The 22,246-nt window shown below is 68.4% G+C and carries 25 protein-coding genes; 8 read left to right on the forward strand and 17 right to left on the reverse strand.

The window, feature by feature from the left end; genetic code table 11:
- Positions 1–64: 64 nt before the first annotated feature.
- The 3 genes from AB0B61_RS16055 to AB0B61_RS16065 all read right to left on the reverse strand — a co-directional run bounded on the left by AB0B61_RS16055 (position 65) and on the right by AB0B61_RS16065 (position 1,586).
- Entirely contained in the window at positions 65–478 is a 414-nt protein-coding gene (locus AB0B61_RS16055; protein WP_358432115.1) for a Fur family transcriptional regulator, read from the reverse strand.
- A gap of 305 nt (positions 479–783) precedes the next feature.
- A complete protein-coding gene (locus AB0B61_RS16060) occupies positions 784–1,080 on the reverse strand; it encodes a DUF2470 domain-containing protein (protein WP_358432116.1) in 297 nt (98 codons plus the stop codon).
- Between the two features lie 5 nt (positions 1,081–1,085).
- On the reverse strand, positions 1,086–1,586 hold the full coding sequence (locus AB0B61_RS16065) for an FABP family protein (protein ID WP_358432117.1): 501 nt from the start codon (positions 1,584–1,586) through the stop codon (positions 1,086–1,088).
- Positions 1,587–1,653: 67 nt separating this feature from the next.
- On the opposite strand from AB0B61_RS16065, the gene AB0B61_RS16070 reads away from it, so the two are divergent.
- The 3 genes from AB0B61_RS16070 to AB0B61_RS16080 all read left to right on the forward strand — a co-directional run bounded on the left by AB0B61_RS16070 (position 1,654) and on the right by AB0B61_RS16080 (position 3,832).
- Entirely contained in the window at positions 1,654–2,016 is a 363-nt protein-coding gene (locus tag AB0B61_RS16070; RefSeq protein ID WP_358432118.1) for a DsrE family protein, read from the forward strand.
- 108 nt (positions 2,017–2,124) lie between these two features.
- On the forward strand, positions 2,125–2,529 hold the full coding sequence (locus tag AB0B61_RS16075) for a YciI family protein (protein ID WP_358432415.1): 405 nt from the start codon (positions 2,125–2,127) through the stop codon (positions 2,527–2,529).
- A 19-nt stretch (positions 2,530–2,548) separates the two neighbouring features.
- Positions 2,549–3,832, forward strand: a complete 1,284-nt coding sequence (locus tag AB0B61_RS16080; protein ID WP_358432119.1) for a sigma-70 family RNA polymerase sigma factor — start codon at positions 2,549–2,551, stop codon at positions 3,830–3,832.
- Here the strand turns inward: AB0B61_RS16080 and AB0B61_RS16085 are convergent.
- Together AB0B61_RS16085 and AB0B61_RS16090 are read right to left on the reverse strand one after the other, a co-directional pair.
- Entirely contained in the window at positions 3,784–4,497 is a 714-nt protein-coding gene (locus tag AB0B61_RS16085; RefSeq protein WP_358432120.1) for a glutamine amidotransferase, read from the reverse strand. The two genes, AB0B61_RS16080 and AB0B61_RS16085, sit on opposite strands and share 49 nt — an antisense overlap.
- Entirely contained in the window at positions 4,487–5,716 is a 1,230-nt protein-coding gene (locus AB0B61_RS16090; RefSeq protein ID WP_358432121.1) for a MurT ligase domain-containing protein, read from the reverse strand. Before AB0B61_RS16090 ends, AB0B61_RS16085 begins: the two co-directional genes overlap by 11 nt.
- 217 nt (positions 5,717–5,933) lie before the next feature.
- On the opposite strand from AB0B61_RS16090, the gene AB0B61_RS16095 reads away from it, so the two are divergent.
- Together AB0B61_RS16095 and AB0B61_RS16100 are read left to right on the forward strand one after the other, a co-directional pair.
- Positions 5,934–6,797, forward strand: a complete 864-nt coding sequence (locus AB0B61_RS16095; RefSeq protein WP_358432122.1) for an LLM class F420-dependent oxidoreductase — start codon at positions 5,934–5,936, stop codon at positions 6,795–6,797.
- A gap of 159 nt (positions 6,798–6,956) precedes the next feature.
- Positions 6,957–9,107 (forward strand): hypothetical protein, encoded by a 2,151-nt coding sequence (locus AB0B61_RS16100; protein ID WP_358432123.1) that lies wholly within the window; start codon positions 6,957–6,959, stop codon positions 9,105–9,107.
- Positions 9,108–9,201: 94 nt separating this feature from the next.
- Here AB0B61_RS16100 and AB0B61_RS16105 read toward each other — a convergent pair whose 3' ends face one another.
- Positions 9,202–9,942, reverse strand: a complete 741-nt coding sequence (locus AB0B61_RS16105; RefSeq protein WP_358432124.1) for an alpha/beta hydrolase — start codon at positions 9,940–9,942, stop codon at positions 9,202–9,204.
- A 396-nt stretch (positions 9,943–10,338) separates the two neighbouring features.
- Here AB0B61_RS16105 and AB0B61_RS16110 point away from each other — a divergent pair, with 396 nt between their 5' ends.
- On the forward strand, positions 10,339–10,539 hold the full coding sequence (locus tag AB0B61_RS16110) for a hypothetical protein (RefSeq protein ID WP_358432125.1): 201 nt from the start codon (positions 10,339–10,341) through the stop codon (positions 10,537–10,539).
- Between the two features lie 285 nt (positions 10,540–10,824).
- Here the strand turns inward: AB0B61_RS16110 and AB0B61_RS16115 are convergent, their stop codons facing one another.
- The 9 genes from AB0B61_RS16115 to AB0B61_RS16155 form a co-directional block, all read right to left on the reverse strand.
- Positions 10,825–11,730, reverse strand: a complete 906-nt coding sequence (locus tag AB0B61_RS16115) for an S-adenosylmethionine decarboxylase (protein ID WP_358432126.1) — start codon at positions 11,728–11,730, stop codon at positions 10,825–10,827.
- 12 nt (positions 11,731–11,742) lie between these two features.
- Complete coding sequence (locus AB0B61_RS16120; protein ID WP_358432127.1) at positions 11,743–12,888, reverse strand: hypothetical protein; 1,146 nt, start codon at positions 12,886–12,888, stop codon at positions 11,743–11,745.
- On the reverse strand, positions 12,885–13,556 hold the full coding sequence (locus AB0B61_RS16125; RefSeq protein WP_358432128.1) for a class I SAM-dependent methyltransferase: 672 nt from the start codon (positions 13,554–13,556) through the stop codon (positions 12,885–12,887). The genes AB0B61_RS16120 and AB0B61_RS16125 overlap by 4 nt, the downstream gene beginning before the upstream one ends.
- Positions 13,553–14,332: a class I SAM-dependent methyltransferase gene (locus AB0B61_RS16130; RefSeq protein ID WP_358432129.1), complete on the reverse strand. Its 780-nt coding sequence runs from the start codon at positions 14,330–14,332 to the stop codon at positions 13,553–13,555. Before AB0B61_RS16130 ends, AB0B61_RS16125 begins: the two co-directional genes overlap by 4 nt.
- Positions 14,329–15,435 (reverse strand): NAD(P)-dependent oxidoreductase, encoded by a 1,107-nt coding sequence (locus AB0B61_RS16135; RefSeq protein WP_358432130.1) that lies wholly within the window; start codon positions 15,433–15,435, stop codon positions 14,329–14,331. Before AB0B61_RS16135 ends, AB0B61_RS16130 begins: the two co-directional genes overlap by 4 nt.
- Positions 15,436–15,566: 131 nt before the next feature.
- A complete protein-coding gene (locus AB0B61_RS16140) occupies positions 15,567–16,769 on the reverse strand; it encodes a M20/M25/M40 family metallo-hydrolase (RefSeq protein WP_358432131.1) in 1,203 nt (400 codons plus the stop codon).
- Positions 16,766–17,551: a helix-turn-helix transcriptional regulator gene (locus AB0B61_RS16145; RefSeq protein ID WP_358432132.1), complete on the reverse strand. Its 786-nt coding sequence runs from the start codon at positions 17,549–17,551 to the stop codon at positions 16,766–16,768. The genes AB0B61_RS16140 and AB0B61_RS16145 overlap by 4 nt, the downstream gene beginning before the upstream one ends.
- Before the next feature lie 31 nt (positions 17,552–17,582).
- Positions 17,583–18,122, reverse strand: a complete 540-nt coding sequence (locus AB0B61_RS16150) for a hypothetical protein (RefSeq protein ID WP_358432133.1) — start codon at positions 18,120–18,122, stop codon at positions 17,583–17,585.
- A 664-nt stretch (positions 18,123–18,786) separates the two neighbouring features.
- The gene (locus tag AB0B61_RS16155) at positions 18,787–19,260 is read right to left on the reverse strand and encodes an ATP-binding protein (protein WP_358432134.1); all 474 of its coding nucleotides are present in this window, start codon (positions 19,258–19,260) and stop codon (positions 18,787–18,789) included.
- A gap of 620 nt (positions 19,261–19,880) precedes the next feature.
- Between AB0B61_RS16155 and AB0B61_RS16160 the strand changes: the two genes are divergently transcribed.
- A complete protein-coding gene (locus tag AB0B61_RS16160; RefSeq protein WP_358432135.1) occupies positions 19,881–20,744 on the forward strand; it encodes a helix-turn-helix transcriptional regulator in 864 nt (287 codons plus the stop codon).
- Positions 20,745–20,774: 30 nt separating this feature from the next.
- Positions 20,775–21,005: a DUF397 domain-containing protein gene (locus AB0B61_RS16165; protein ID WP_358432136.1), complete on the forward strand. Its 231-nt coding sequence runs from the start codon at positions 20,775–20,777 to the stop codon at positions 21,003–21,005.
- A 271-nt stretch (positions 21,006–21,276) separates the two neighbouring features.
- On the opposite strand, the gene AB0B61_RS16170 is transcribed toward AB0B61_RS16165, so the two are convergent.
- Both AB0B61_RS16170 and AB0B61_RS16175 read right to left on the reverse strand, forming a co-directional pair.
- Positions 21,277–21,492, reverse strand: coding sequence for a hypothetical protein (locus tag AB0B61_RS16170; RefSeq protein ID WP_358432137.1), 216 nt, complete (start codon positions 21,490–21,492; stop codon positions 21,277–21,279).
- Positions 21,493–21,638: 146 nt separating this feature from the next.
- Complete coding sequence (locus tag AB0B61_RS16175) at positions 21,639–22,205, reverse strand: hypothetical protein (protein WP_358432138.1); 567 nt, start codon at positions 22,203–22,205, stop codon at positions 21,639–21,641.
- Positions 22,206–22,246: the final 41 nt, after the last annotated feature.

Genomic DNA, 22,246 nt, shown 5'->3' on the forward strand with positions numbered 1-22,246 from the left:
CGGCAGTTGCGCCGGCGGCCGAAGACGGTGCCACCGGCACTTGCGCCGACGGCTGAAGACGGTGCTACCGGCACTTGCCGCAGCGGCCGAAGACGGTCAGGTGGCGTACGTCGGCCACGAAGCCCATCTCGCTGTCCAGCCCCTTGACCAGCCCGTCCGCGAGCTCGGGGCGCACCTCGCCGACCTCACCGCAACCCCGGCAGACCAGGTGCAGATGGTCGGCGTCCGCCGCCAGGTGGTAGGTGGGCGCGCCGTGGCTCAGATGGGTGTGGGTGACCATGCCGAGCTCTTCGAGCAGCTCCAGCGTGCGGTAGACGGTCGAGATGTTGACGCCGCGGGCGGTCTCGCGCACCCTGACGCAGATCTCTTCGGGCGTGGCGTGCTCGAGCGACTTGACCGCCTCCAGCACGAGCTGTCGCTGAGGGGTCACCCGGTAGCCCTTGGCGCGGAGTTCTTCGTGCCACTGCGTCTCCGTCATGCCCCCGAGTCTACGACCGCGTATTAATCACTTGCCCCCTTCGCGACCGAGCGCATAACTTCTGGAGTACGCCGAAAGGAGGTGGTCCAAACAATGGTGATTCATAGTTGGACTAGCGAGGTGGTTGTCCGCTAACGATGCGGACTGTTGTCTCGCGTCTGCTTAGCGAATTCGAGGCAACCACCGGGGCCCCTGGCAGTCGGAGGGCGGGGATGGTTTTCCTGTCCATGGTCCATCCGACCCGCTCGATCACGAGCGGAACGCCGCCTGGGGCCCTTTTTCATGCCCCCGGTTCCCGCGCGTGGTCAGTGCTCGCCGCGGGCCGGGATGCCCAGCTTGTCGCAGGCTTCGCGATAGAGGCGGACGACGGCCATGCGCACCTGGGGGCGTTCGGTCAGCGTCTCTCCCCACGGCACCCTGACCCGCTCGCCGCCGTCGATCGTGAACTCGATCGCCTCGGCGTCGACCCCGCTGGTGGCCGCCGTGGTCGCGGCGGGCCGGTCGCCCAGCCCGCGCACGATGATCAGCGCGTCGCCGGAGTGGTCGTCGTTCATGTGCCGCTTGATCGCCTCGACCGCCTCAGCGGTGAACGGGGTGCTCATATGGATCAAGCTACCTTCTTGAGCTCGGCCGACATGTGCGACGTGAGCGGGTGCCCGACCGCGGCCATGTCATAGGCCCACATGAGGTTGCCCTTGACCAGCCCGTACAGGCGGGTGGCCGCGGTGTATTCCTTGGCCGAGGCGGTGCGCGCCACCACGTCGGTGCGCAGCTCGATCTTGTGGAAGACGACCTCGCCGATGTAGATCTCCACGATGCCGGTCGGATGGGCCAGCAGCACCTCGAGCTGCCGGTCGGGCTGCGGCCGCCAGTAACCGGACTCGGTGGCGAGCGGCCTGACCCGGTTTCCGTCATCGTCGAGCAGCCAGGTGCGGCTCACGTACGACAGGAACGGTTTGCCGTTGTGGCTGAACTCGATCTCCTGACCGAAGTTGAAGCTCTCGATCGTCGGGTATCCCCCGACACCGGCGCCCTCCCAGCGGCCGATCAGGAACGCGATGTGCTCCAGATCGGGATGCACCGGCACCTGGACCTCAGCATCTTCCATGGCACCAAACTGTACTGGCCGCCCGCGGTGAAGGCGTCCGGTGGGAAGGGGGTTTAGGGTGACGGACATGGCACGATCTCTGGTGATCAAGGTGACCGCCGGCGCCGAGGCCCCGGAGCGCTGCAACCAGGCGTTCACGGTCGCGGCCGCCGCGCTGGCGAGCGGCGTTCCGGTCTCTCTCTGGCTGACCGGCGAGTCCTCATGGTTCGCGGTGCCGGGCAGGGCCAAGGAGTTCAATCTGGCCCACGCCGCTCCGCTCACGGACCTGCTGGACGCCGTTCTGGCGGGCGGCCGGGTGACGGTGTGCACCCAGTGCGCGGCCCGGCGTGACCTCACGGTCGACGACCTCATCGACGGCGTCCGCATCGCCGGCGCCTCCACCTTCGTCGAGGAGGCCGTGGCGAAGGACGCGCAGGCTCTCGTGTACTGACCGCGGAGAAAGCTCCGGCTCGCGTGTCCGGGGTGGCGCGGTGGTTCCGACGTCTCTGGTGTACGGCACCGGGAGCGGTGCCGGCCGAGAGGAGAGATCGTGAAGTACATGATCATGATGAGCGGCACGCAGCGCGACTACGACAATCTGTCCGGGAAGCCCGACAACCCGGTCTGGTCCGGTGAGGACGTCGCGGCGCTGCACGCCTTCATGGGGGCGTGGAACAACGCCCTGGTCGAGTCCGGGGAGTTCGTGGACGCCCAGGGCCTGAGCGCCCCCGTGCTCGCCAGGAGGGTCGAGCTGAAGGACGGGGTTCCGGTCGTGACCGACGGGCCCTACTCCGAGACGCAGGAGGTCCTGGCCGGTTACACGATCGTGGAGTGCGACAGCTACGACCGGGCCACCGAGATCGCCGCGCAACTGGCCGACACTCCCCACCCCGCGAACGCGACCCTGATCCACGACTGGCACGTGGACATACGGCCGATCGTCGGAGGCCACGAGGAGCTGTGACCGGCGGCGAGGTCCTGTTGTGACTGGTGGCCAGATCGAGGACCTGCTGCGCGGGCTGGCGCCGCAGGTTCTCGGCGCGCTGGTACGTCGTTACGGGCACTTCGCCACAGCCGAGGACGCGACGCAGGAAGCGCTGCTCGCGGCCGCCCTCCAGTGGCCCGGAGAGGGCCTGCCGGACAACCCGCGCGGCTGGCTGATCACCGTCGCCTCGCGCCGGCTGACCGACCTGCTGCGCGGCGAGCAGGCCCGCCGGCACCGCGAGGACACCGTCTCGCGCTGGACGCTGCCCGACCAGTGGCTGGCCCCCGCCGCGGACAGGCCGACGGCGGAGTCCGATGACACGCTGATCCTGCTGTTCATGTGCTGTCACCCCTCACTGTCGCCCGCGTCGCAGATCGCGCTCACCCTGCGGGCAGTCGGCGGCCTGACGACCGCGGAGATCGCCAGGGCGTTCCTGGTCCCGGAAGCGACCATGACCCGGCGCATAACCAGGGCCAAACACCGCATCAAGGAGAGCGGCCTCCCCTTCGGCATGCCCTCCGGCCAGGACCGCGCGGACCGGCTCGCCGCGGTCCTGCACGTCCTCTACCTGATCTTCAACGAGGGCTGCGCCAGCACCTCGGGCCCGGCCCTCCAGCGCACCGAGCTGACCACCGAGGCGATCCGCCTGACCCGCCTGGTCAACCGCCTGCTGCCGGACGACTCCGAGGTGGCGGGCCTGCTGGCCCTCATGCTCCTCACCGACGCCCGCAGACCGGCGCGTACGGGCCCGGACGGCGCCCTCATCCCCATGGCCGAACAGGACCGAACCCTCTGGAACATGGCCTACATCACCGAAGGCATAGCCCTCATCACCGGCGCCCTCCCCCGCGGCCCGACCGGCCCCTACCAGCTCCAGGCGGCGATCGCCGCCCTGCACGACGAGGCGCCGACCGCGGCGGCGACCGACTGGCCCCAGATCAAGGCCCTGTACGAGGTGCTGATGCGCCTGTCCGACAACCCGGTGGTCACGCTCAACCACACCGTCGCGGCCGCCATGGTCGACGGCCCGGGAGCAGGGCTGGCCCTGCTCGAAAAGCTGGCAGACGACCCCCGGATAGCCGAGGACCACCGGCTGCACGCGGTCCGGGCTCACCTGCTGGAGATGTCCGGCGACCACCGAGCGGCCCGCGAGGCGTACGAGGCGGCCGCACAGCGAACGAGCAGCCTCCAGCAACAGCGCTACCTGCACGCAAAGGCCGGCGCGCTGGGAAGTCAGCCGCCGAGTACGGCGGCCAGACGCTCTCGCCGGAGCTGCTCGTAGCGGGTGTCGTCGAGCGGGGCCAGGTCGCCCGCGCGCCAGGAGAGCAGCAGGTCGGCGAGCGCCGGGTTGCGGGCCAGCGCCGGTCCGTGCAGGTAGGTCCCGACGATGTGCCCCGCGTAACACCCCTCGAAGCCGTCCCCGTTGCCCACCCCCACGGTCGTCCGGGACAGCGCCTTGACGCCCGGCCCCAGACGGGTGACTCCCATGTGGTTCTCGAAGCCGGTCAGCGTCGGCAGGCCCAGCTCGGCGTCCACCTCGGCCACCAGCTCGCCCACCGCCCGTGAGGGGCCGCGGGAGCTGGCGATGTCGAGCACGCCGATGCCGTCGACCGGCTGGCCCTCCTCGCCGCCGAACGTACTGCCCATGATCTGGTAACCGGCGCAGACCGCGAGCATCGCCGCGCCCCGCGCGATCGCGCGGTGCAGGCCGCCGTCCTTGCGCAGCCGCTCGGCCGAGAGGATCTGCGGACGGTCCTCGCCGCCGCCGATGAGGTAGATGTCGCCGCTCTCCGGCACCGGGTCGGCCGAGCGCACGTAGATGGTCTCGGTCTCGATCCCCCTGCGCTGGGCGCGCTGCTCCAGGACGAGGACGTTGCCCTGGTCACCGTAGGTGCTCAGCAGGTCAGGGTAGATCCAGACGATGCGAAGGGCGCTGTCAGACGGCACGACCGAACTCCGATCGGATCTGCTGGAAGGCGGTGTAGTTGGCGATCACGTCGACCCGGCCCGGCGGCTGCATGGACAGGGCTTCGCTGAACGTGCCGCAGATCGAGAACGGCACGTCGGCCACGTCGAGCCGGAGCGCCAGGTCCAGCCGCCGCTCACCGGTGACGAACACCGGGCGGCCGCGCAGGATCCGATAGTCGACGTCCCACAGCCAGGAGGTGTCCCGCCCGTCGGGGCCCTGCGCGTTGACCGAGAGGATGATCGGCTGCTGGGGATCGGAGACGTCGAACGCCTCCAGCCAGCCCGCCGGGTTCTTGGCCAGCAGCAGCCGCGCGTGGCGGCCGTCGCGCTCGACCGTGGTGTAACGGCCCGCGACCGAGGTGACCTCGCGCAGCCGGGGCAGCGCCCGCTCGACCGACAGCCCGAACGCCTCGGCCACCGCCAGCGCCATCGCGGCGTTGGACCGGTTGGCCAGGCCGGGCAGCTGGATGTCGAGCAGCCACCGCTGCCCGCGCGGATCGACCACCGCGTCGTCGTCAAGGACCCACTGCGGCTCCGGCCGATGGAACGTGCACTCGCGGCACGCCCAGTCGGCGTCCTTACGATCGAGCGGCCCGCCGCACTCGGGGCAGCACCAGGAGTCTTCCTTCCAGCGCTGACCGCCCGCGACCCAGGTCACCTTGGCCGCGGTCGAGGCGCCCCAGGTGACGAGCGGGTCGTCGCAGTTGGCGATCACGTGCGTCGGCTTGCCGGACAGCGCCCTGCGCCACTTCTGCGCGAGCAGCCAGATCTCGGCCGCGCGGTCCATCTGGTCGCGGCTGAGGTTCATCAGGCACACGACGCCGGCGCCGGTGGTGTCGAGCACCTCGGGCAGGTATTTCTCGTCGACCTCCAGCACGCCGTAGGGGGCGTCCTTGTGCGTGGAGAGCGCCGAGACGTGACCCGCGGGCATGTTGGCGCCGAACGCGTTGGTGGCCACCTCCCCCAGCTCCAGCAGCGCCGAGGTGATCAGCCGGGTCGTGGTGGTCTTACCGTTGGTCGCGCTGACCAGGGCCAGCCTGCGGTCGCGGGCGAGCTGCCGGAGCAGGTCGGGCTCGAGCATCAGGCCGACCCGACCGCCGATGACCGAGCCGTCGCCGCGCCCGGTCATCCTCGACAGCGTGGCGGCACTGCGGCCCAGGGCGCTCGCGAGCTGAGCCCGCAGTGGAAGCTGGGTCATGGCACAGGATCCTAGTCGGCGTTGGGCTCTGCTCTGGTGGGGCACACCAAAACGCGCCCGGGGCCTTCGGTTTCCCGTGCTCGGTCTATGAGATAATTGTTCGTACGGAGCCCTCTCGGCCTCGGGTCCAGCGACCCAGGCGGGAGGGTTTTTTCATGCCCGACATCGCAGTGACGCGTCATCCTGCGGCAGGCATTCCCCGATCAAGGAGTACGCGATGAAACTCGGTCTGACCTGCCCTCGCTTCATCTGGCCCGGAGGCGACACCGCCATCGCGGAGAGGTTCGCGGCCGTCGCCCGCGGTGCCGACGAAGCGGGGCTGCACAGCCTGTGGGTGATGGACCATTTCTTCCAGATCCCCAACTTCGGCGCCGTGGAGGATCCGATGCTGGAGGCGTACGGCGCGCTGTCCTATGCCGCCGCCCTCACCCGCCGGGTCACGCTCGGCACCCTCGTCACCGGCGCCGTCTACCGTGCGCCCGGGTTCCTGGTCAAGCAGGTCAGCACACTCGACGCGCTCTCCGGCGGCCGCGCCGTCCTCGGCATAGGCGCGGGCTGGTACGAGCAGGAGGCCCGAGGCCTGGGTCTCCCCTTCCCGTCCCTCGCCGAGCGGTTCGAGCGCCTGGAGGAGACGCTCCAGATCGCCAAACAGATGTGGAGCGACGAGGACAAGCCGTACGAGGGCTCCCATTACCAACTGGAACGCACGCTCAACTCCCCCCAGGCCCGCCCGCGGATCCTGATCGGCGGCAGCGGGGAGAAGAAGACCCTGCGTCTCGTCGCCAAGTACGCCGACGCCTGTAACTTCCTGCACGGCGCCGATGTACGGCACAAGCTCGGCGTGCTGCGCGGCCATTGCGAACGCCTGGGACGCCCCTACGAGGACATCGAGAAGACCCTCCACATGCGCATCCCCGACGGCGAGAGCGTCGAAGAGAGCGTCCAGCGCTGCGGCGACCTGGCCGAACTGGGCATCGACCACGTCATCGTCGCCGTCCCCGACGCCGCCGCCGACTCCTCACTCGCGCACCTGGCGGCGCTGGCCACACAGATCTCCGAGATCACCCCGGCCGGACGCTGAGTGTTGCCGCGGCCGCGGCTGAGCTGAGCCGCACTTCCCGACCAGGGCGTTTCCGCACCCGGCCGGACATCGGTGGGCGATGATATTCGAGTGCGGAGAGTAATCAGGCCACGACGTACGGTGTGGCTTTGGGTGAGTTGCGCGGCGTTTTTGATCGCCGTGGCCGCGGTGCTCGTGTTCTTTCATCTCGGTTCGCCCGATCGGCTGGAGGAGGCCGACAAGCTCGCCAGCGTCGGCAGCCTGTTGTTCAGCGGAGTCTCGCTGCTGGTGTCCGTGGTGGCCGCTCTGGGATGGGGGGCCGCCGCACCTCAGCCGGAGGGCGCCGCCTCCACGGCGGACGAGGCTCGGGCGCTGGATCCGTGGGTGGCCCGGCTGGCGGCCAGGATCCGCGGCCAGTGGACCGACGAGGCGGCGGTGCGGACGCTCGGCCGGCCGGATCCGCTGCGGTTGCGCTGGTCGTCCTCGGGCCGTCCCGGTGCCTCCGCGATCGCGGTGCTGGGCGAGGGGACGGTACCGGGGCGGCCCACGCGTCTGCGGTTGCACGGCGACCTGAGCGACGTGGTGACGGCGTTCCGGAGGCTCCCGCGTAAGCAACTGATGGTCCTGGGAGAGCACGCGGCCGGCAAGACCGTACTGGCGCTGCTGTTCACCCTCGGCGTGCTCGAAACCCGCGAGCCGGCCGAGCCGGTGCCCGTCCTGCTGACCGCGTCCTCATGGGATCCGGCTCAGGAACGGCTCGACGTCTGGTTCGCCAGGCGGCTGCGTGAGGAATATCCGTTCCTGGCGGACCGGGACGTCCACGGCACCGACGTGGCATGGCGGCTGGTCCACGACGCACGGGTGATGCTGGTCCTCGACGGCTTGGACGAGATGCCGGGCAGGCTGCACGCGACGGCGATCAAGGCCATTGATCGAGCCGTCATCGACAAGCGCCCGCTGGTGATCACCTGTCGCGGCGCGGAGTACGACGCCGCGGTCGCGGCGGAGGGCCAGCCACTCGCCCACGCGGCGGTCGTGGAGATCGAACCGGTCAAACCCGAGGACGCCGTCGACCACCTGCGCGCCGCCCTTCCCACCGGCGACGATCGCTGGGGACCGATGTTCGACCATCTCCTCGCCTGCCCCGACGGTCCGCTCGCACGATCGCTGTCGTCGCCGCTGATGGTCTCCCTCACGCGCTCGGCGTACGCGCCTCCTGGCACCGACCCGTCCGACCTGCTCGACCTCGGCAGGTTCCCGGACCGGTCCGCGATCGAACACCACCTGCTCGACGCGTTCCTTCCCACGGTCTATCCGGCACGTTCACTGCCGCCGCCGGACCGTCCCGGATCTGCCGCGACGCCCATCCGCGCGTACGAGCACGACCAGGCTCGGGCCTGGCTCGCGCACCTCGCCCGGCATCTGAGAGCACTCGGCACCCGCGATCTCGGCTGGTGGGAACTGCACCGGACTCTCCCCTGGGGAGGTTTCGAACTCATCGCCGGGCTGGCCGCAGGACTGACGGCGGGGCCCGTGATGGGGCTGGTGGCGGGGCTCGTGTACGGCCGATCGTTCCTGGGCATCGCCGGATGCGGGACCGGGCTCGGCGTCGGCGTCGGGGCGGCGCTGGTGTCCGGGTTCGGGAGAAGGCCGTCGCCTTCCCGGGTCCGGCTCCCGATCAAGGGCGGCCGCCGCCAGGTCCTCCGGGGAGTCCTCGTGGGGGTGGCCGTCGGGGAGTTCTCCGGGTTGGTGTTCGGAGTGGTCTTCTGGTTCATGACAGGCGGCTCGGGCATCGGGCTCATGGCCGGTGTGGTGGCCGGAGTCACCGGCGGGATCGGCGTCGGGCTGGGCGCGGGCCTGACCGCGCCGGTCGGCCCCGAGGAGAACATCAGCCCCCGCTCCCTCCTCGACCTCGACCGCGCCACCGCGCTGACGCAGGCGCTCGGCGGCGGGCTCGGCGCGGGGCTGATGGTCGGCGTCGCGGCGGCCATGCTCGCCCATCCCGCGGCGAGACTGGGCGCCGCGCTGGTGGCCGGCGCCGGGGTGGGCATCGGGGTCACCCTGATCGCGGTGAGCGGCACCGCGTGGGGGCGGTGGATGCTGATCCGCGCCTGGCTGGTGTTCCGGAGGAAACTGCCCTGGCGGGTGATGGACTTTCTGGACCATGCCCACCGTCACGGTGTACTCCGGCAGGTGGGCGGCAGTTATCAGTTCCGTCACGCCCGTCTGCAGGATCACCTGATCGACTTCCCGGCCATCGGCGGAGATCGGGACTTCGCGGCCGGGCTCCGCTCGACGGGCATCGATCCATGCCCCGGTTACAACGGCTAAGCCACAGTTTGGGACCACCTCGATCAGCCTGACGCGAACGCGCCGGCCGGGAACCGAGCCCGAGCGGCGCGTCGCGAACTACCAGGAAGCGGCCCTAACCAAGGTGCCCAAGGTGCCGGGCGAAGAACCGCAGCGCGTTGTCCGTCTCAAACTCGGGGACCTCCCCGTGCTTACCGGGGTTGGCGTGCAGCGTCTTGTCAGCCGAGGCCAGAGCGTCGAACAGCGCCAGGCCTTGGTCCCGCGGCACCAGATTGTCGTCCCATTGGAGCAGGAACTGCACCGGGACGGTGACTCCAGCGGCGCTCTCGGCCAGCCCGTACAGGCCGAGCAGACCCAATACCGCGGCGCGGACCCGGGGCTCCGCGGCGAGCAGCGGCACACCGAGTCCGCAGCCCATCGACATACCCCAATAACCGACCGGGCCGACGCCCACGTGATCGAGTTCCTGAACCGCGGTGATGACCGCCTGCCATTCCGCGACGGCCTGCCCAGCCAGGTGCGCGTGCATGGCGGCGACCAGTACGGACGGATCCTGGCCGGCGGCCATACCGGCCCGCATCTCGCCCGCGATCCGGTCGAACTCCTCGTCCTTCGGCCGGTCGCCGTGGTTGGGCGCGTCGATCGCGGCGACCGCGAACCCGCCCTCGGCGACGAAGCGGCGTGCGCCGGTCATGACGCTCGGGGCCTTCTTGTGCTGTCCGCCGCCGTGCCCCATCAGGATCAGGGGACGAGGCCCGACGGCGTCTTCCGGCGTCCACAGCACACCGGTTATGTCGCCGAAGGTGAAGATCTGTTCGCTGACGCCGTCCAACGACGTCTGGGAGATGAAGCGCATAGCGTTGCAAGCCTTTCGGGATGCTTCTGCGGGCGCTCCCTAGACCGTGCGAAGGAGGGAGCCCCGACCTGTCACAGCGTTGATCGGTCTCACCTCCTCAGTTCGCGGCGATGCACAGCGACGGCGAACGTATCACACAGCCCGCACAGGGCGAACGCTGCCCGTCGACGCACTAACCCCGTGCTGGATGCTGTCCCTCGGGGCCGCCGGCATCGTCCCAATCCGGCCTTACTCCTTCTGGTCCTGGGGGTCGTCCGGTCTCTTCTCAATGCGATCTTCCTCCAACAGCTATCCTCACGGTATGAGCGCTCAGCTCCTCCGCCCGCACGTTCCTGGCGAGCCCAGGGTGCCGCGTATCGTCGATGAGATCGCCGCAGCTCTCCAAGCGGTCGACGGATGGAGTTCTACCGCGAACTCGGCACGGCACAGCTAGACCAAGCCGAGGCGGTCCTGCGCCGTTGGTGGTGTGAGGCGATGCTCGACACTGATCCCGAGGCCGATCAGATGCGCAAGGCCGCGCTGGAAGGCACCTTGCATATCGTCACCCTCGCAGACATCCTTGCCTGCCGAGAGCAGCAGGGCCTGCCACTTGAGTAAGCCCGAGAGGGAGTGATGGCCCTGCCATTTCTCCGACGGGGTTGCGGAGCTCCTGGCGGACCCTCAGATCAGTCCGACGTTCTCGAAAGCCACAGGATCTGTGGCGATCTCTGCCTGTTTTCGACGCTGGCCTTCGTCGATTCGCACCCGCCTTGGCGAGAACCGGCGCAAAAGGTTATAAGCGCAGCTCATGCGTGCTGCTGGCCACCAAGAAGAGCGCGGGCGCGGCCCGCGCCGCTGCGGCGGCCGGTGATCACTCTGCCCGACTGGCTGGTACCGCACTGGCTAGGCATCCTCGAGGCTGCCCGAGAGGCTGCGGCACATCTTGTCGGAGCTGCCCAGCCATACGACCCTGAACTGATAGCCCTGGGCCTCCCGGAGCACGCTGTCGGCGCAGAACTTGGGTGTCGGCGGGCCCTCCGCCCGCACGCCGAAGTCTGGAATGAAGGGCACCTGCTTGGCCAGCAGGCAGATCGCATCCTCCGCCAATGCCTCCACGTCGCCTCGCACCACGGCCACGACGCCCAGCGACCAGTCGTACTCGGGATCTTGGTAGACCGAGACCGCCAGATGGTCGTTCTCGTACGCGCAGTCCACGGCATCCGCCACCAGGACGACCTGCTCGGCGAAGGTCCTCAGTCCCGTACGGAAATTGCGCAATTCCACCTTGTCGGCCATCTCATGTTCCGGGATGGCATCTAGCACGAGGCCGAGGAAGCCGTTCACGGCGAGGCAGGGGTTCGTGGCGATCCGCTCAACACCCTCGGGCGAGGGCAGCAGCGAGCAGGTTATCGGCCCGGCCTTGGAGCAGAAACCCTTCTTGGCCGGCGGCGGGGCGTGCAGCGCGTTGTCGGGGGGCAAGCGCGGGACCTGCTGGGTGTTGGCGATCTGCCCGCCGAGCAGCCGCAACAGCGGGCCAATCGCCTCGCCAGGCTCTACATGTGCCCGGCAGGTGAACACGTCGACGTGCGCCAGGCCGCTCTCGGGCCACGTGGAGACGGTGATGTGGGACTCGGATAGCACCAGCACACACGTGTGCCCGAATGGTTCGAACGGGTCGATGAGAGAGGTGCGGGGTGTGCAGCCGAGCCGGTGCGCGGTCTGCCGCATCGCGTCGATCAGCTCGTCGCCGGACAACTGATCGAGTCCAGGACAGCCGGTGATGTCATAGACGACATGAGTCATGGTCATGAGGCGCTCATTTCAGGCGATGCGGGAAGCCTGCCCGGTCTGCTCGAAGGGGACGGGCAAGCCCGTTTCCAGCAGCGCGCGCAGGTAGTCGACGGTGTAGGAGCGGTGCAGCCGCCGGGGTTCGGCGGCCCACCGGGTGACCTCGGTCCACGCCACGTCGAAGACGTCCTCGCCGTGGGTGTCGAGGAGCACGTTCAGGTCTAGGAACTGTGCTGGCAGGTCGGCGTAGGCTCCGCGCGCTACGTACAGGCTCTTGGACAGTTTTCCGCCGGTGCGGTCCACGACGAGCGGCGTGAAGATCGAAACCGGCCAGGCAGGTGGTGGGACGCCGAGCGCGGCCAGGCCGGGCGCCAGGACGTGCGCGTGCCAAGCGCCGCCCCAGTCGGCACCGTCCACCGACACCGAGCACGCCTCGTACATGTCGCGTTCGGCGGCCAGTAGGTAGCCCTTCTGGATGGAGCGGACCGGCGTGTTGGCGTCGTACCAGCCCCCGCCGTCGAGGTGCACGGTCTCGCTGTAGGGGCCGTGGAGCGGGCAGGTGCTGTCGAGGCGGACCGCCCCCGACAGGGCGGTGATCTGCAGGCCTTTCGCGGACTTGCGCATCAGCTTGCAGGTGGGACAGCGGGGCCGGATCCGCACGATCCCGTCTGCGGGGGCGACTATCGGCCGGAAGTCCTCCAGACGGGAGGCGATGTGGTGCAGGCACTCGCGCACAGGTCGCAGTCCCTGGTAGGCGTCATAGGGGCGGACCTCGTAGCTGATGCCGGAGCGATCGGCGGCCCAGGCCAGCAGCCGCTCGAATGCGGCGGTGCGTTCGCCGGCGTCGAGGCGGCCTGCGTCGATGAGGTCGCCGACGTTTCGGGTGTAGTCCTCATCGTCGATGGTGATGTGCTCCGCCGGGGCGTTCTCCAACGCGTCGAAGATCACTATGGCGGGGAGGTTGAGGACTTGCGAAGCGTGGGCGGTGACGGCGAACACGGTCAGCATCGTGATGACGGTGCCAAAGTGGGGGACGCCATTGAGCTGGGCGGCGGTGGTGATGCGCAGCTGCGAGCGGCCTGCGGCGGCCGAGCGCAGCAGGTCGGCGTTGTCCCCGGTCAGGTGCGCGATGCCGACAGGAGCGAAGATCAGACTGTCGCTGGGGTGCTGGCGTGTCATGATGCCCTCCCTGCGTAGATCCAGACGGCGGTGAAGTCAGGGTCGCCGCTGATGGGGACCCTGGTGAGAAGATGCGGGGTGATCCCGCTGGCGGTGCAGGCCCACTGGTAGAGACTGGTGGTGAGGCGGACGCGGCCCGGAGCGGGGTCGGCGGCGACCCAGTTGGCGCCCGCGCACCAGCCGCCCGGCGCGACCGCTCGGTGCAGGTGCTCCCACGCCGTCGTGAACGCCGCCGGGGTGGAGGTCAGGCCGAGCAGTCCAACCTGAGTGAGCAGGTCCGCGCTGCCGTCGGCGACCGGCAGCAGCCCGGTCAGGCAGTCGGCGCGCACGGTGGCGGCCAGTGACCGGCAGCGTACGGCGAAGTCCCGCTGGCTGCGGCCGCAGAGGTCGAGCACGGTCTGATAGGCGGGGCGGGGCCGGCCGGTGGCGGCGTAGGCGCGCAGCAGCGCCAGCCGGTCGGCGTCGATGTCGACGGCGACGAGCCGTCCGGCGCGAAGCGGTATCGACCACAGCAGCGACTCCGACCCTGCGCCGGCATCCAGCCACGTCCGAACCGGTGGCAGAGCTTCCAGGGTGTCGAGGATCTCTTCGAGGCCCTGACCCGGCACGAACGCCTGGTTGTAGTAGCGGTCCCAATACTGGCCGGCTTCTGCGACGGTCGAGTTCACCGCACGTCCCCGGCGGGGCGCATCAACAGCTCGGTGAGGTGGTCGTCGTCGCCAGCCAGCTCATGTACGACCTCGAGGCCGGCGGCGCTCAGCAGCTCGCGCAGCCCGTCCGCGCCCAGAAGCCGGATGTGCACCTGGTGGTCGTATAGCACACTTCCGGTGGCGGCGGTGAGGGTGAGGTCGATGCTGACCAGGTCGCCGTGGTGGCGCTGGCGACGCATCCGCAGGAGCTCTTCTCCGTGCAGGTCGCGCATGCACCGGTCGATCGTCCACTTCCCGTCCGGCAGCCGCGGATCGTAGAAGCCGCAGCCGCCCACCTCGTCGACCAGCTGGGCCAGGAGCAGCCCGCCGGGCGCCAGCACCCGGCTCATCCCGGCCAGTACGCCTCCACACCCGAGGTCGGCGGCCAGCTGGTTGAGCGCACCGTTCGGGATCACCGCCAGCCCGACCGGCCCCGTCTGGGCCTGCTGCACGTTCTGGATTAGGGAGCACACGGTATGCAGGTGCTGCCCGCGCACCGCGGGCCGGGCAGCGGCCAGCATGGCCCGGTTGGAGTCGATAAGGACCGTGCGCGCGCCTGCGGCGGCGTAGGCGCGCAGGAAGTGGCCTGTGCCGGACGGCATCTCAGCCACCGTCGTCCCCGTGTGCAGGAGCCCGTCCAGCAGGCGTGGCGGCGCTAGCGACGCAATCTCCGCCGCGTAGGTGGCGGCCCGTTCCCCATAACCACTCCCGGCCGACGCGACATCGGCCGTAACGGCGGTGCTGGTGGCGGTCATGGCTGCATCCCGTAGAAGCGGGCGTGCTGGAGGAGCACCGGGTGCGTCAGCTGCCCGGCTCGGGAGATCTGCGCGGCCTGGATGACCGGGTCCTCCTCCCCCAGGAGCGCAACGCGGGCGAGCCTCACCAGGTATGGGGCAGCGTTGCTGGTGTAGGCGGCCGTCGCCGTCGTCGGCGCCAGCGTCGGCCACGTGTCGACCTTGATGTGGAGGATGCCTCCCACCAAGCGGGGTTCATCGCCAGGCTGCTGGACCGGCCCCGCGGTCGGCAGGTAGCCGGGCCCGTAGCCACAGGTGGCGTCGACGATGACCGCGCCGGGCCGCATCAACCCCAAATCCGCGTCAGTGATCATGGGCGAGGTGTCGTAGGTGGAGACCAGGACCGCGCCCACCAGCAGGTCGGCGTCCGTCAACTGCTCCAGCAGCACGTCACGGCAGTTGACCAGCACCCGGACCCCGGCCGGGGCCCTCCGCTCGTAGTCGGCGCGTGAGGCTTCGCATCTGGCCAGCACAACGACCTGCGCGCCGAGCGCGGCGGCGGTGCGAGCAGCGGCAGCACCCACGTTGCCACTGCCGATAACGACGACCCGGGCCGCCCCGGCGCCGTCCACGCCGCCGAGCAAGACGCCGCGCCCGGCCGGGTGCTGCAGCGCCTGGGCGCCGGCCAGCACCGACTGGATACCGGCGATCTGCCCGCCAGCCTTGCCGAGCGGGAAGCGGCCACCCTCGGCCATGAACTCGTAGCTCCACGCGGTCATCTTGCGCGACTGCAGAGCGGCCAGCAGGTCGGCGTCACCCTCGGCGTGGAAGAGCGCGCCGATGTGCTGCCCCGGACTGAGGCGATCCAGATCGGCAGGATCGGGCGACTTGTAACGCAGCACCAGCGGCGCCGACCACACCCGGTCGGCTCCGACCAGCCGGACTCCAGCCGCAGTGTAGGCGTCATCGGTGATGCCGACGCCCGCTCCGATACCGGGCTCGGCGATGAGACCGAATCCGGCGCGCGCCAGGTCGGCGGCGAGCGTGGGCGTGCAGATGGTGCGACGTTCAGGCCCCGTTTCACGCGGGAACCCGATCGTCTGATCAAGGGGACGATGCTCCACGCGACCTCCCAGGTGATGGTGGTGTTGCTTGCACCATCACCTGGAACATGGCGGCCGACCAGCGCACCGGTTGGTGGCCGCTTGTCTGCCGCTTGTCGGCCAGCTGTCGACGCTGAGCGCGTCGTCCCAGTTCAGGCGGGACGCAGGAGGGTGAGCAGCGCGTGATGGTAGGCGGCTTGGACCGGCGGGATCGAGTCGAGGCGGACACGTTCGTCGGTGGCGTGCAGGCCCATGTAGTCGACGCCGAACCCGGCAGTAGCCTCGATCCCGAGGCCTGCCAGGTAGTTGCCGATGTTCGACGGGCCGGCCACTTTCGCTTCGGTGTCCAGCCCGGCGGCCAAGGCCGCCTCCAGCAGTGCGGCCTTCAGCGGCGACGCGTCGCTCAGCCGATACGGCGGCCAGCGGGTGGTGATCTCCACGTGGGACGGCTGGGTGCCCGACCACCCGGCGTCCACCTGGGTCACGCAGCCGCGCAGCAGATCCTCTGCGGCGCTGTCGTCCAGGGACGGGGTGAGCCGGATATCTACACTGAGTGTGCACAGGTCCGGCGTGACCGAGTAGCCCTCACCGCCGCGGATCGCAGTCACCGTCAGCTTCGCAGCTGGCGGAAATCCGTCCCTGTCTCCAGCGGGCAGGTGGACCTGGCCCAGCGCGCTGACCAGTTCTGCGGCCTTGGCGATGGCTGACGGAGTGGTTCGGCTGCCACCGGAATGGCTTGCCACCCCGTGCACGTGCACGCGGGCGCGCAGTATTCCCCGCCCGCCGATCACCAGGTGGTCGATGCCCGGGTAACCGATCATGACGCCGTCTACACGGTCGGGCGCGGCGGGTCCCTCGAAGTAGGTTTTCGCGCCGCCGAACCGGCCGGTGTGCTCGTCCACCTCCAGCAGCAGCACCACACTGCCATGCAGATCATGTCGTGCCTGCTGGAGCCTGGCCAGAACATGCGCGAAGATCGCCGCACCCGCTTTGGAGTCGGCGCTGCCTCGCCCATGCAACCACCCACCGGTTATCTCACCGGAGGCAGGCGGGTACGACCAGGCCGCCTCGTCACCGTACGGCGCGGTGTCCAAGCACGCGTCCAGCACGTAGCGGGGGCCAGGGTGGGCGCCCGCGACCTCGCATATCAACGCGACCGTCGCCCCGGACTCGGTCAGCCGACGCGGGTTCAGGCCGTGCTCGGCCAGCCACGCGGCGGTGTAGTCCAGTACCGGATCGTAGGAGTCAACGCCACCGCGGCTGGGGATGCGCACCAGCTCGCGGGTCAGCTTCACCACCGCCTGATGATCGTCGTGGGCGCCGTGGAGCGCGATCGTGTGCATGGTGGCGTTCATGGGCGGTCCTCTCGCATTCGCAGCACCGGCAGGCCGCTCACCTGCTGGCGTGTCTCGACCCGGCGGGAAGCCGCGTACGCCTGCCGACCGTGGTCCAACAGCCGTCGTGCCTCGGCCACGCCCAGCTCCACGCCGGAGTCGAACGCCTCATGCGAGGTCAAGCTGGGGATAGGCACGACCGCCTGGCACTCGCTGGCCACGAAAAACCGCTCGGGCGCCATCGGGTCCTCCACAACCCCCAGATGCAGCCGTTTGACCCCCAGACTACGGTCTTCGGGATCACGCAGCTCCAGCAGCCGCAGCAGATGCGCGGTGAGCACCTGGTGATGTGGCGGCCCGTACAGCACCCGGTAGTAGATCAGCGCCGGGTGCTGCTCCAACGCCGTCTCGATCGCTCGCAGATAGTCCACATCCCGCGACCTGGAGCCCATCACCACCAGGCACTCGCGCGCCCCTGCGACGGTAGCTAACATTGCCCGCTGCAGGTCGCGGTAGCCGGCCAGCAGCCGCGGCGCCGCCCGCTGGCCCAGCCCAGCGTCCTGGTGAGCGAACAGCGTCTCGGGCGGCAGCCGGTAGATCTCACACAGCGTCTTGCGGTGTCCGATACTCGTGGTGTGACGGCCCAGCTCCCAGCTGCTGACCATGCTCGGTGTCACTCCCGAGTGGCCGCCTGGGCTGCGCCGGTCCATCTGCTCGACGACGTCTTCCAGCGTCCAGTTACGCGCCAGGCGCGCCCGGCGCAGCGGCGACGGCTCTGCCTGTGCTCCCGTATGGCGGGCCATCGGCCCTTCACCTCCCGGCGCAGTGCGGCAGCTACGGATGCTGCACGGTCATCTGCCGGATCAGCTCGCCACCTGCGATCTTCTCGCAGATGCGCAGCATGTCCAGGTTTCCCGGGTTGCGCAGCCGCAGATAGCCCTGCGGCGGGTGCCACGAGCCGAGATGTTCGCGCAACTCCTCCGCCGACAGGCCCCCGTACTCGCGCACCTGCAGGATCGGGATCGCGTACGCCTGCTCCAAGTCCTGGACGTACTCCAGGACGCTGGCCCCATTACCGGGCCGTACCCGCTCGGCGATCGCCGCGACCTCCTCCGGGCTGCCCACGATTGCCGGGCCCAGGTCGATGACCGCCATGAGCCGGGAGACTGGCGCGTTCAGGTACACCCACCACCTCGCCGGCTGGTCGCGCAGGAACCGGCGCCGGAATTCGTGTGTCTTGAGCCCCTGCCACATCAGCTCGTAATACTCGGCGTACAGGGTCATCACGATCGGTTCCGGCTCGGCGGACGAGCCGCTGAACAAGGCGTCCTGCACCTTCTCCTCCACGAGTTGGCCAGCGGGTGAGAGACCCATCGTGCCCCTCCCCGTCCGCCTCTTTCAGGCGGATCAGCCAAACAGCACGGGTGCTCGGTACCGGGTGTGGACGCAGACGCCCAGATGCGGCTATCCGCCCGATGGCCATCAGAGGCTGTGCTGTGCTGCAACGTGGATGCGGCGTTGCCCTCTAACTAGCGATCTTTGGTCGCTAGGCGACTGCTTGGGCGTTTATCGGGCGAGTGCCTTAGGCGACGAGGGCCCGACAGCCCTCACTCGGCAGGCTGCGCTCATAGCCTCACCACACCCCGCCTCATAACCCCTCTCGGCGGCATTCTCCGACCGCACAAGATCGACACAGCCAGCGCACGACGTTCCCCCGCCCGATGATCTTCGGATCATCTCGCGCGCCCCATCAGCAGAGCGCTCCACATGGCATCTGCCACACGGAAAGACCAGCGATCACTCTCACGAATGACGCTCTTCCGCGCCCGAAAAGCCGTCCGGCGGATGAAGCGCAACCCGCCGAGCGTGATCAGTTCGTAAACGACCTCATCGCACTCGCAGGTCCACCGCAGGACCCGACCGTCCGGCTCACCCTCGTGTGGATCGTTCCATGCCAGCTCCTCGTAGTGCGACTGCACGGCTGATACATGCGGCGCCGTGCAATGAGGAGGAAACCGCCACTGACTCATCACCCAACTCACCCCCTCACCTGCCGCCCGCTGTGCGCGACCCCGACCGTCAAGTCTTCCCCACCGCAGACAGGCGCGACCTGACCCGTGAACATCTCCGCCCAGACCGCGCGCTGCCCCGCACCCAACAGGCGCACGCCCCACTTGACCGAGACCTGCTCGACCAGCCACAGACCTCGCCCGTGACAATCGTCATCGCCAGACACACGCGATCGTGGAACCGTGTCCGACCCGTCATCGGTCACCTCAACGCGAACAATCTCGGCATCAACGGCGACGACCTCCACCGTCACCACTCCGCCGTGCAGCCCCGACGCGGTATGAATCAGCGCATTGGTGATCAACTCGCTGACGATCAACCGCACGTCCTCTACGACTCGGAGCCCTGCCGCCGCCAGTATCTCCCCGACGCAGCGACGGGCCACCGCCACCGATTGCGCCACCCCCGGCAACACGATTTCACCAAGAAACCGCTCGTTCACTGCGTCTCCTCCCAGACCCGTGCAACCGCGTCCTCGTCGTACGCATCCACCCACCGACCCCGACCATGACCCCAGGTGAAGACCCAGGAATCACCCCTCAACGCAGCCCGCACCCGCAAAGCCCCACGCGCCCGAGGAATGGAGATGAACGGCTCGTCCCTTCGAGGCCACTCCAGGGCCAGCCCGAGCCGAGAGAGATCCCACAACAATCGCACTAAGTGAATGAACTGTTCCTCATCGTGATCGAAGGACCGCATAACGGATCTTCCTTGGGGTCAGGGGTTATTCATGACGAGGGTCGTGTCTTGCGAGCCGGCAAGGACGATGCGCCACCTCGCCACCTACGCCAGCGACCGGGAGATGCGCCCCCTTCGCTCCCACGGCGAGCCTTCCTCTGCCGAGAGTCGTTCCTGTGTTCGACCGCGTGCGGTCTCAGGTCTGCTGCGGCAAGCGTTCTGCGACTGGATCGTTACGCAGCGTTAAGTAGATTTCCACAACTGCACCCTCGCCTGCTGTCAACATGGCCAGTGTTATGCAGCGAACGCCATATGGCAAGTGCCAAATGGCAAGTGTCCAAAGGATGGGCATTTGACTGGCCGCACTGGCAGACTGGCAGAGCAATGAAAGAGGTCCCGATACCGATGCAGAGCCCCACGGTTCGCCGCCGACGTCTTGCTGCCGAATTGCGTCGTTTGCGCGAAGAGCGTGGTCTCACGCTCGAACAGGTCTCCGATGAGGTCGATTGGCACCCAACCAAGCTCAGCCGGATCGAGACTGCCAAGCGTGCAGTCAGAACGAGCGATGTTCGAGCCCTGCTCGCGGTGTACGAGCTCGCAAGGTCCGACGCCGAGCCCTTGTTGGCGCTTGCCCGGGAAGCACGGCAACGAAGCTGGTGGCAGGCGTACGGCGACGCAGTTCCCGAGTCCTTCCAGGTTTACCTGGGTCTGGAGTCCGAGGCGTCTTCGCTGTTGATCTATGAGAGCGAGTTCGTCCCCGGTCTCCTCCAGACGGAGGACTACACCCGAGCCCTACACCAAGCCAAGAAGCGCAGAACCGATGACGAGATCGAGCAGATGGTTGCCGTACGTACAGCTCGGCAGGCGTTGCTCACACAAGCAGAAGCGCCGCAGCTCTGGACGGTGATCAACGAAGCGGTCATTCGCCGCGTGGTGGGGGGACCGGAGATCATGAGTGCGCAGCTCGCGCGGCTCGTGGAGGCTACCAAGCTTCCCAACGTAACCCTTCAAGTGCTTCCCTTCACCGCTGGAGCACACGCAGCGATGGGCGGCGGATTCCACGCCCTCAGCTTCCCGCCACCAGCGGGCGCAGTAATATACATCGAGTATCAGACAGGTAGTCTGTATTTGGAAAAGAGTCCTGAAACAGACTCCTACCTGGTGGCGTTCGACCACCTACGTGCATCAGCTCTACCAGTCGAAGCTTCCCGCGCCTTCATCGCGCAAGTGGCGAAAGAGATCAAATAGTTGGGCGCACCAGAGAGAAGGTCCATCAGGATGAACCCTAAGACGCAAGCTCCTATAGACCTATCTCGTGCCGAATGGCGTAAGAGCAGCCTCAGTAATGGCGATGGTGGAGCCTGCGTGGAGGTTGCCACCAACCTGGGCCAGGTCGTGGCCGTTCGTGATAGCAAGGACCGACAGGGACCGGTACTCATCTTCACGCCTGCCGAGTGGCGGGCTTTCATCGGCGGTGCCCAACTTGGTCAATTTGACCTGGATGATTAAGCACGCACATAGTCCAGCCTTTAGAGGAAGCGCCCGGTCGCCTGCGTGGCGATCGGGCGTTCTCCTGTACTGGCGGAGACGCAGCGAATTTTGATCATGCCTCCGGCGGCGGCTCCGCTCCGGAATGACCAGGCCGGGCGAGTAGTGGGAAGCGCCGGACAGCGCCCTTACAAGCCGATGAGCCGGAACAGCCGACGGCCGCCAGCGCGATGGCTGTTATTACGATCATGCGCGGTGCACGCATGGCGCCCCAAATCCCCGATGGTACTGATCATGGGTGTTCGACGATCAGCACCATCGGGAAGTTCGCGCCGGGATCAGCGTGAGGAGATTCAGCGCGAGACTCGCGCAGTTCTTTCAGATGATGACCGGCGACGTAGGCATCCAGCTGCGCATCGGCGGCAGCTCGCCGCTGCGGGTCAGCCAGTTCGGGATACAACCGGTGCGCTTCCGCCTTGACCTCACGCCAATTGCGTCCGGGGCTCATCGCTTGCCCTCCTCCTTCGCTTCAGAGGTTGCCTCTGTCTGCCGGGTGGCCAACTCGGGGTGCTGTCTCGCCGCCCCACCTGCTGGAGGTGGTGGAGCTGTCGGGCCACCAGGGGCGATCGGAGGTGGCCCGACAGTCGCCGAGGTCTAGTCGGCGATCCTGGCGTATTGGTAGCGGCTCTGGCCGTTTTCGTCTCCGGAGTGCTGGCGACCTACCATGACTTCGTAGTCGTCTGCCATGGAATGGCTGCTGCTTTCCCTCTGTCCGGGGGTCCAGCGGTAGGAGGTCAGTTCGACGGTCCGCCCCCACGCGCTCATTCTGGCGGTGGCGTAGCGCGTGGGCCCGTTCTCATCGCCGGAATGTTGCCGACCGACCAGGACCTCATTCTGCGGAGCCGCGAAGAACGAGTTGCTCTCTCGCTGGGCGTCGCTCCAGGACGGTGCGCCGACCTTGACGCGTTGCCCGTCAATAAGGATCAGGCCGCAGTAGTAGGTGGTCTCGCCGTTCTCGTCCCCGAAGTGGGCGCGGCCGAGCAGGACCTGATCGGCCGGGCAGGCGACGGGGATGCGGGCCGATTCCCTCACCGTCGTGGTGTCCCCGTCGATGATGACGATCTCCGCTGCGTGAGCGGCGGTAGCTTGTGAGACTTCGGCAATAGCCAGGGTGAGGAGTGTGCCGGTGAGGGCGGCGAGGGTTGTGCGGATCTGTCGCATGGGGGGTCTCCACGATCGGTCACATATAGTAACTGGATAAT

Source organism: Nonomuraea sp. NPDC049158, from assembly GCF_040648335.1.
Taxonomy (GTDB): Bacteria; Actinomycetota; Actinomycetes; order Streptosporangiales; family Streptosporangiaceae; genus Nonomuraea.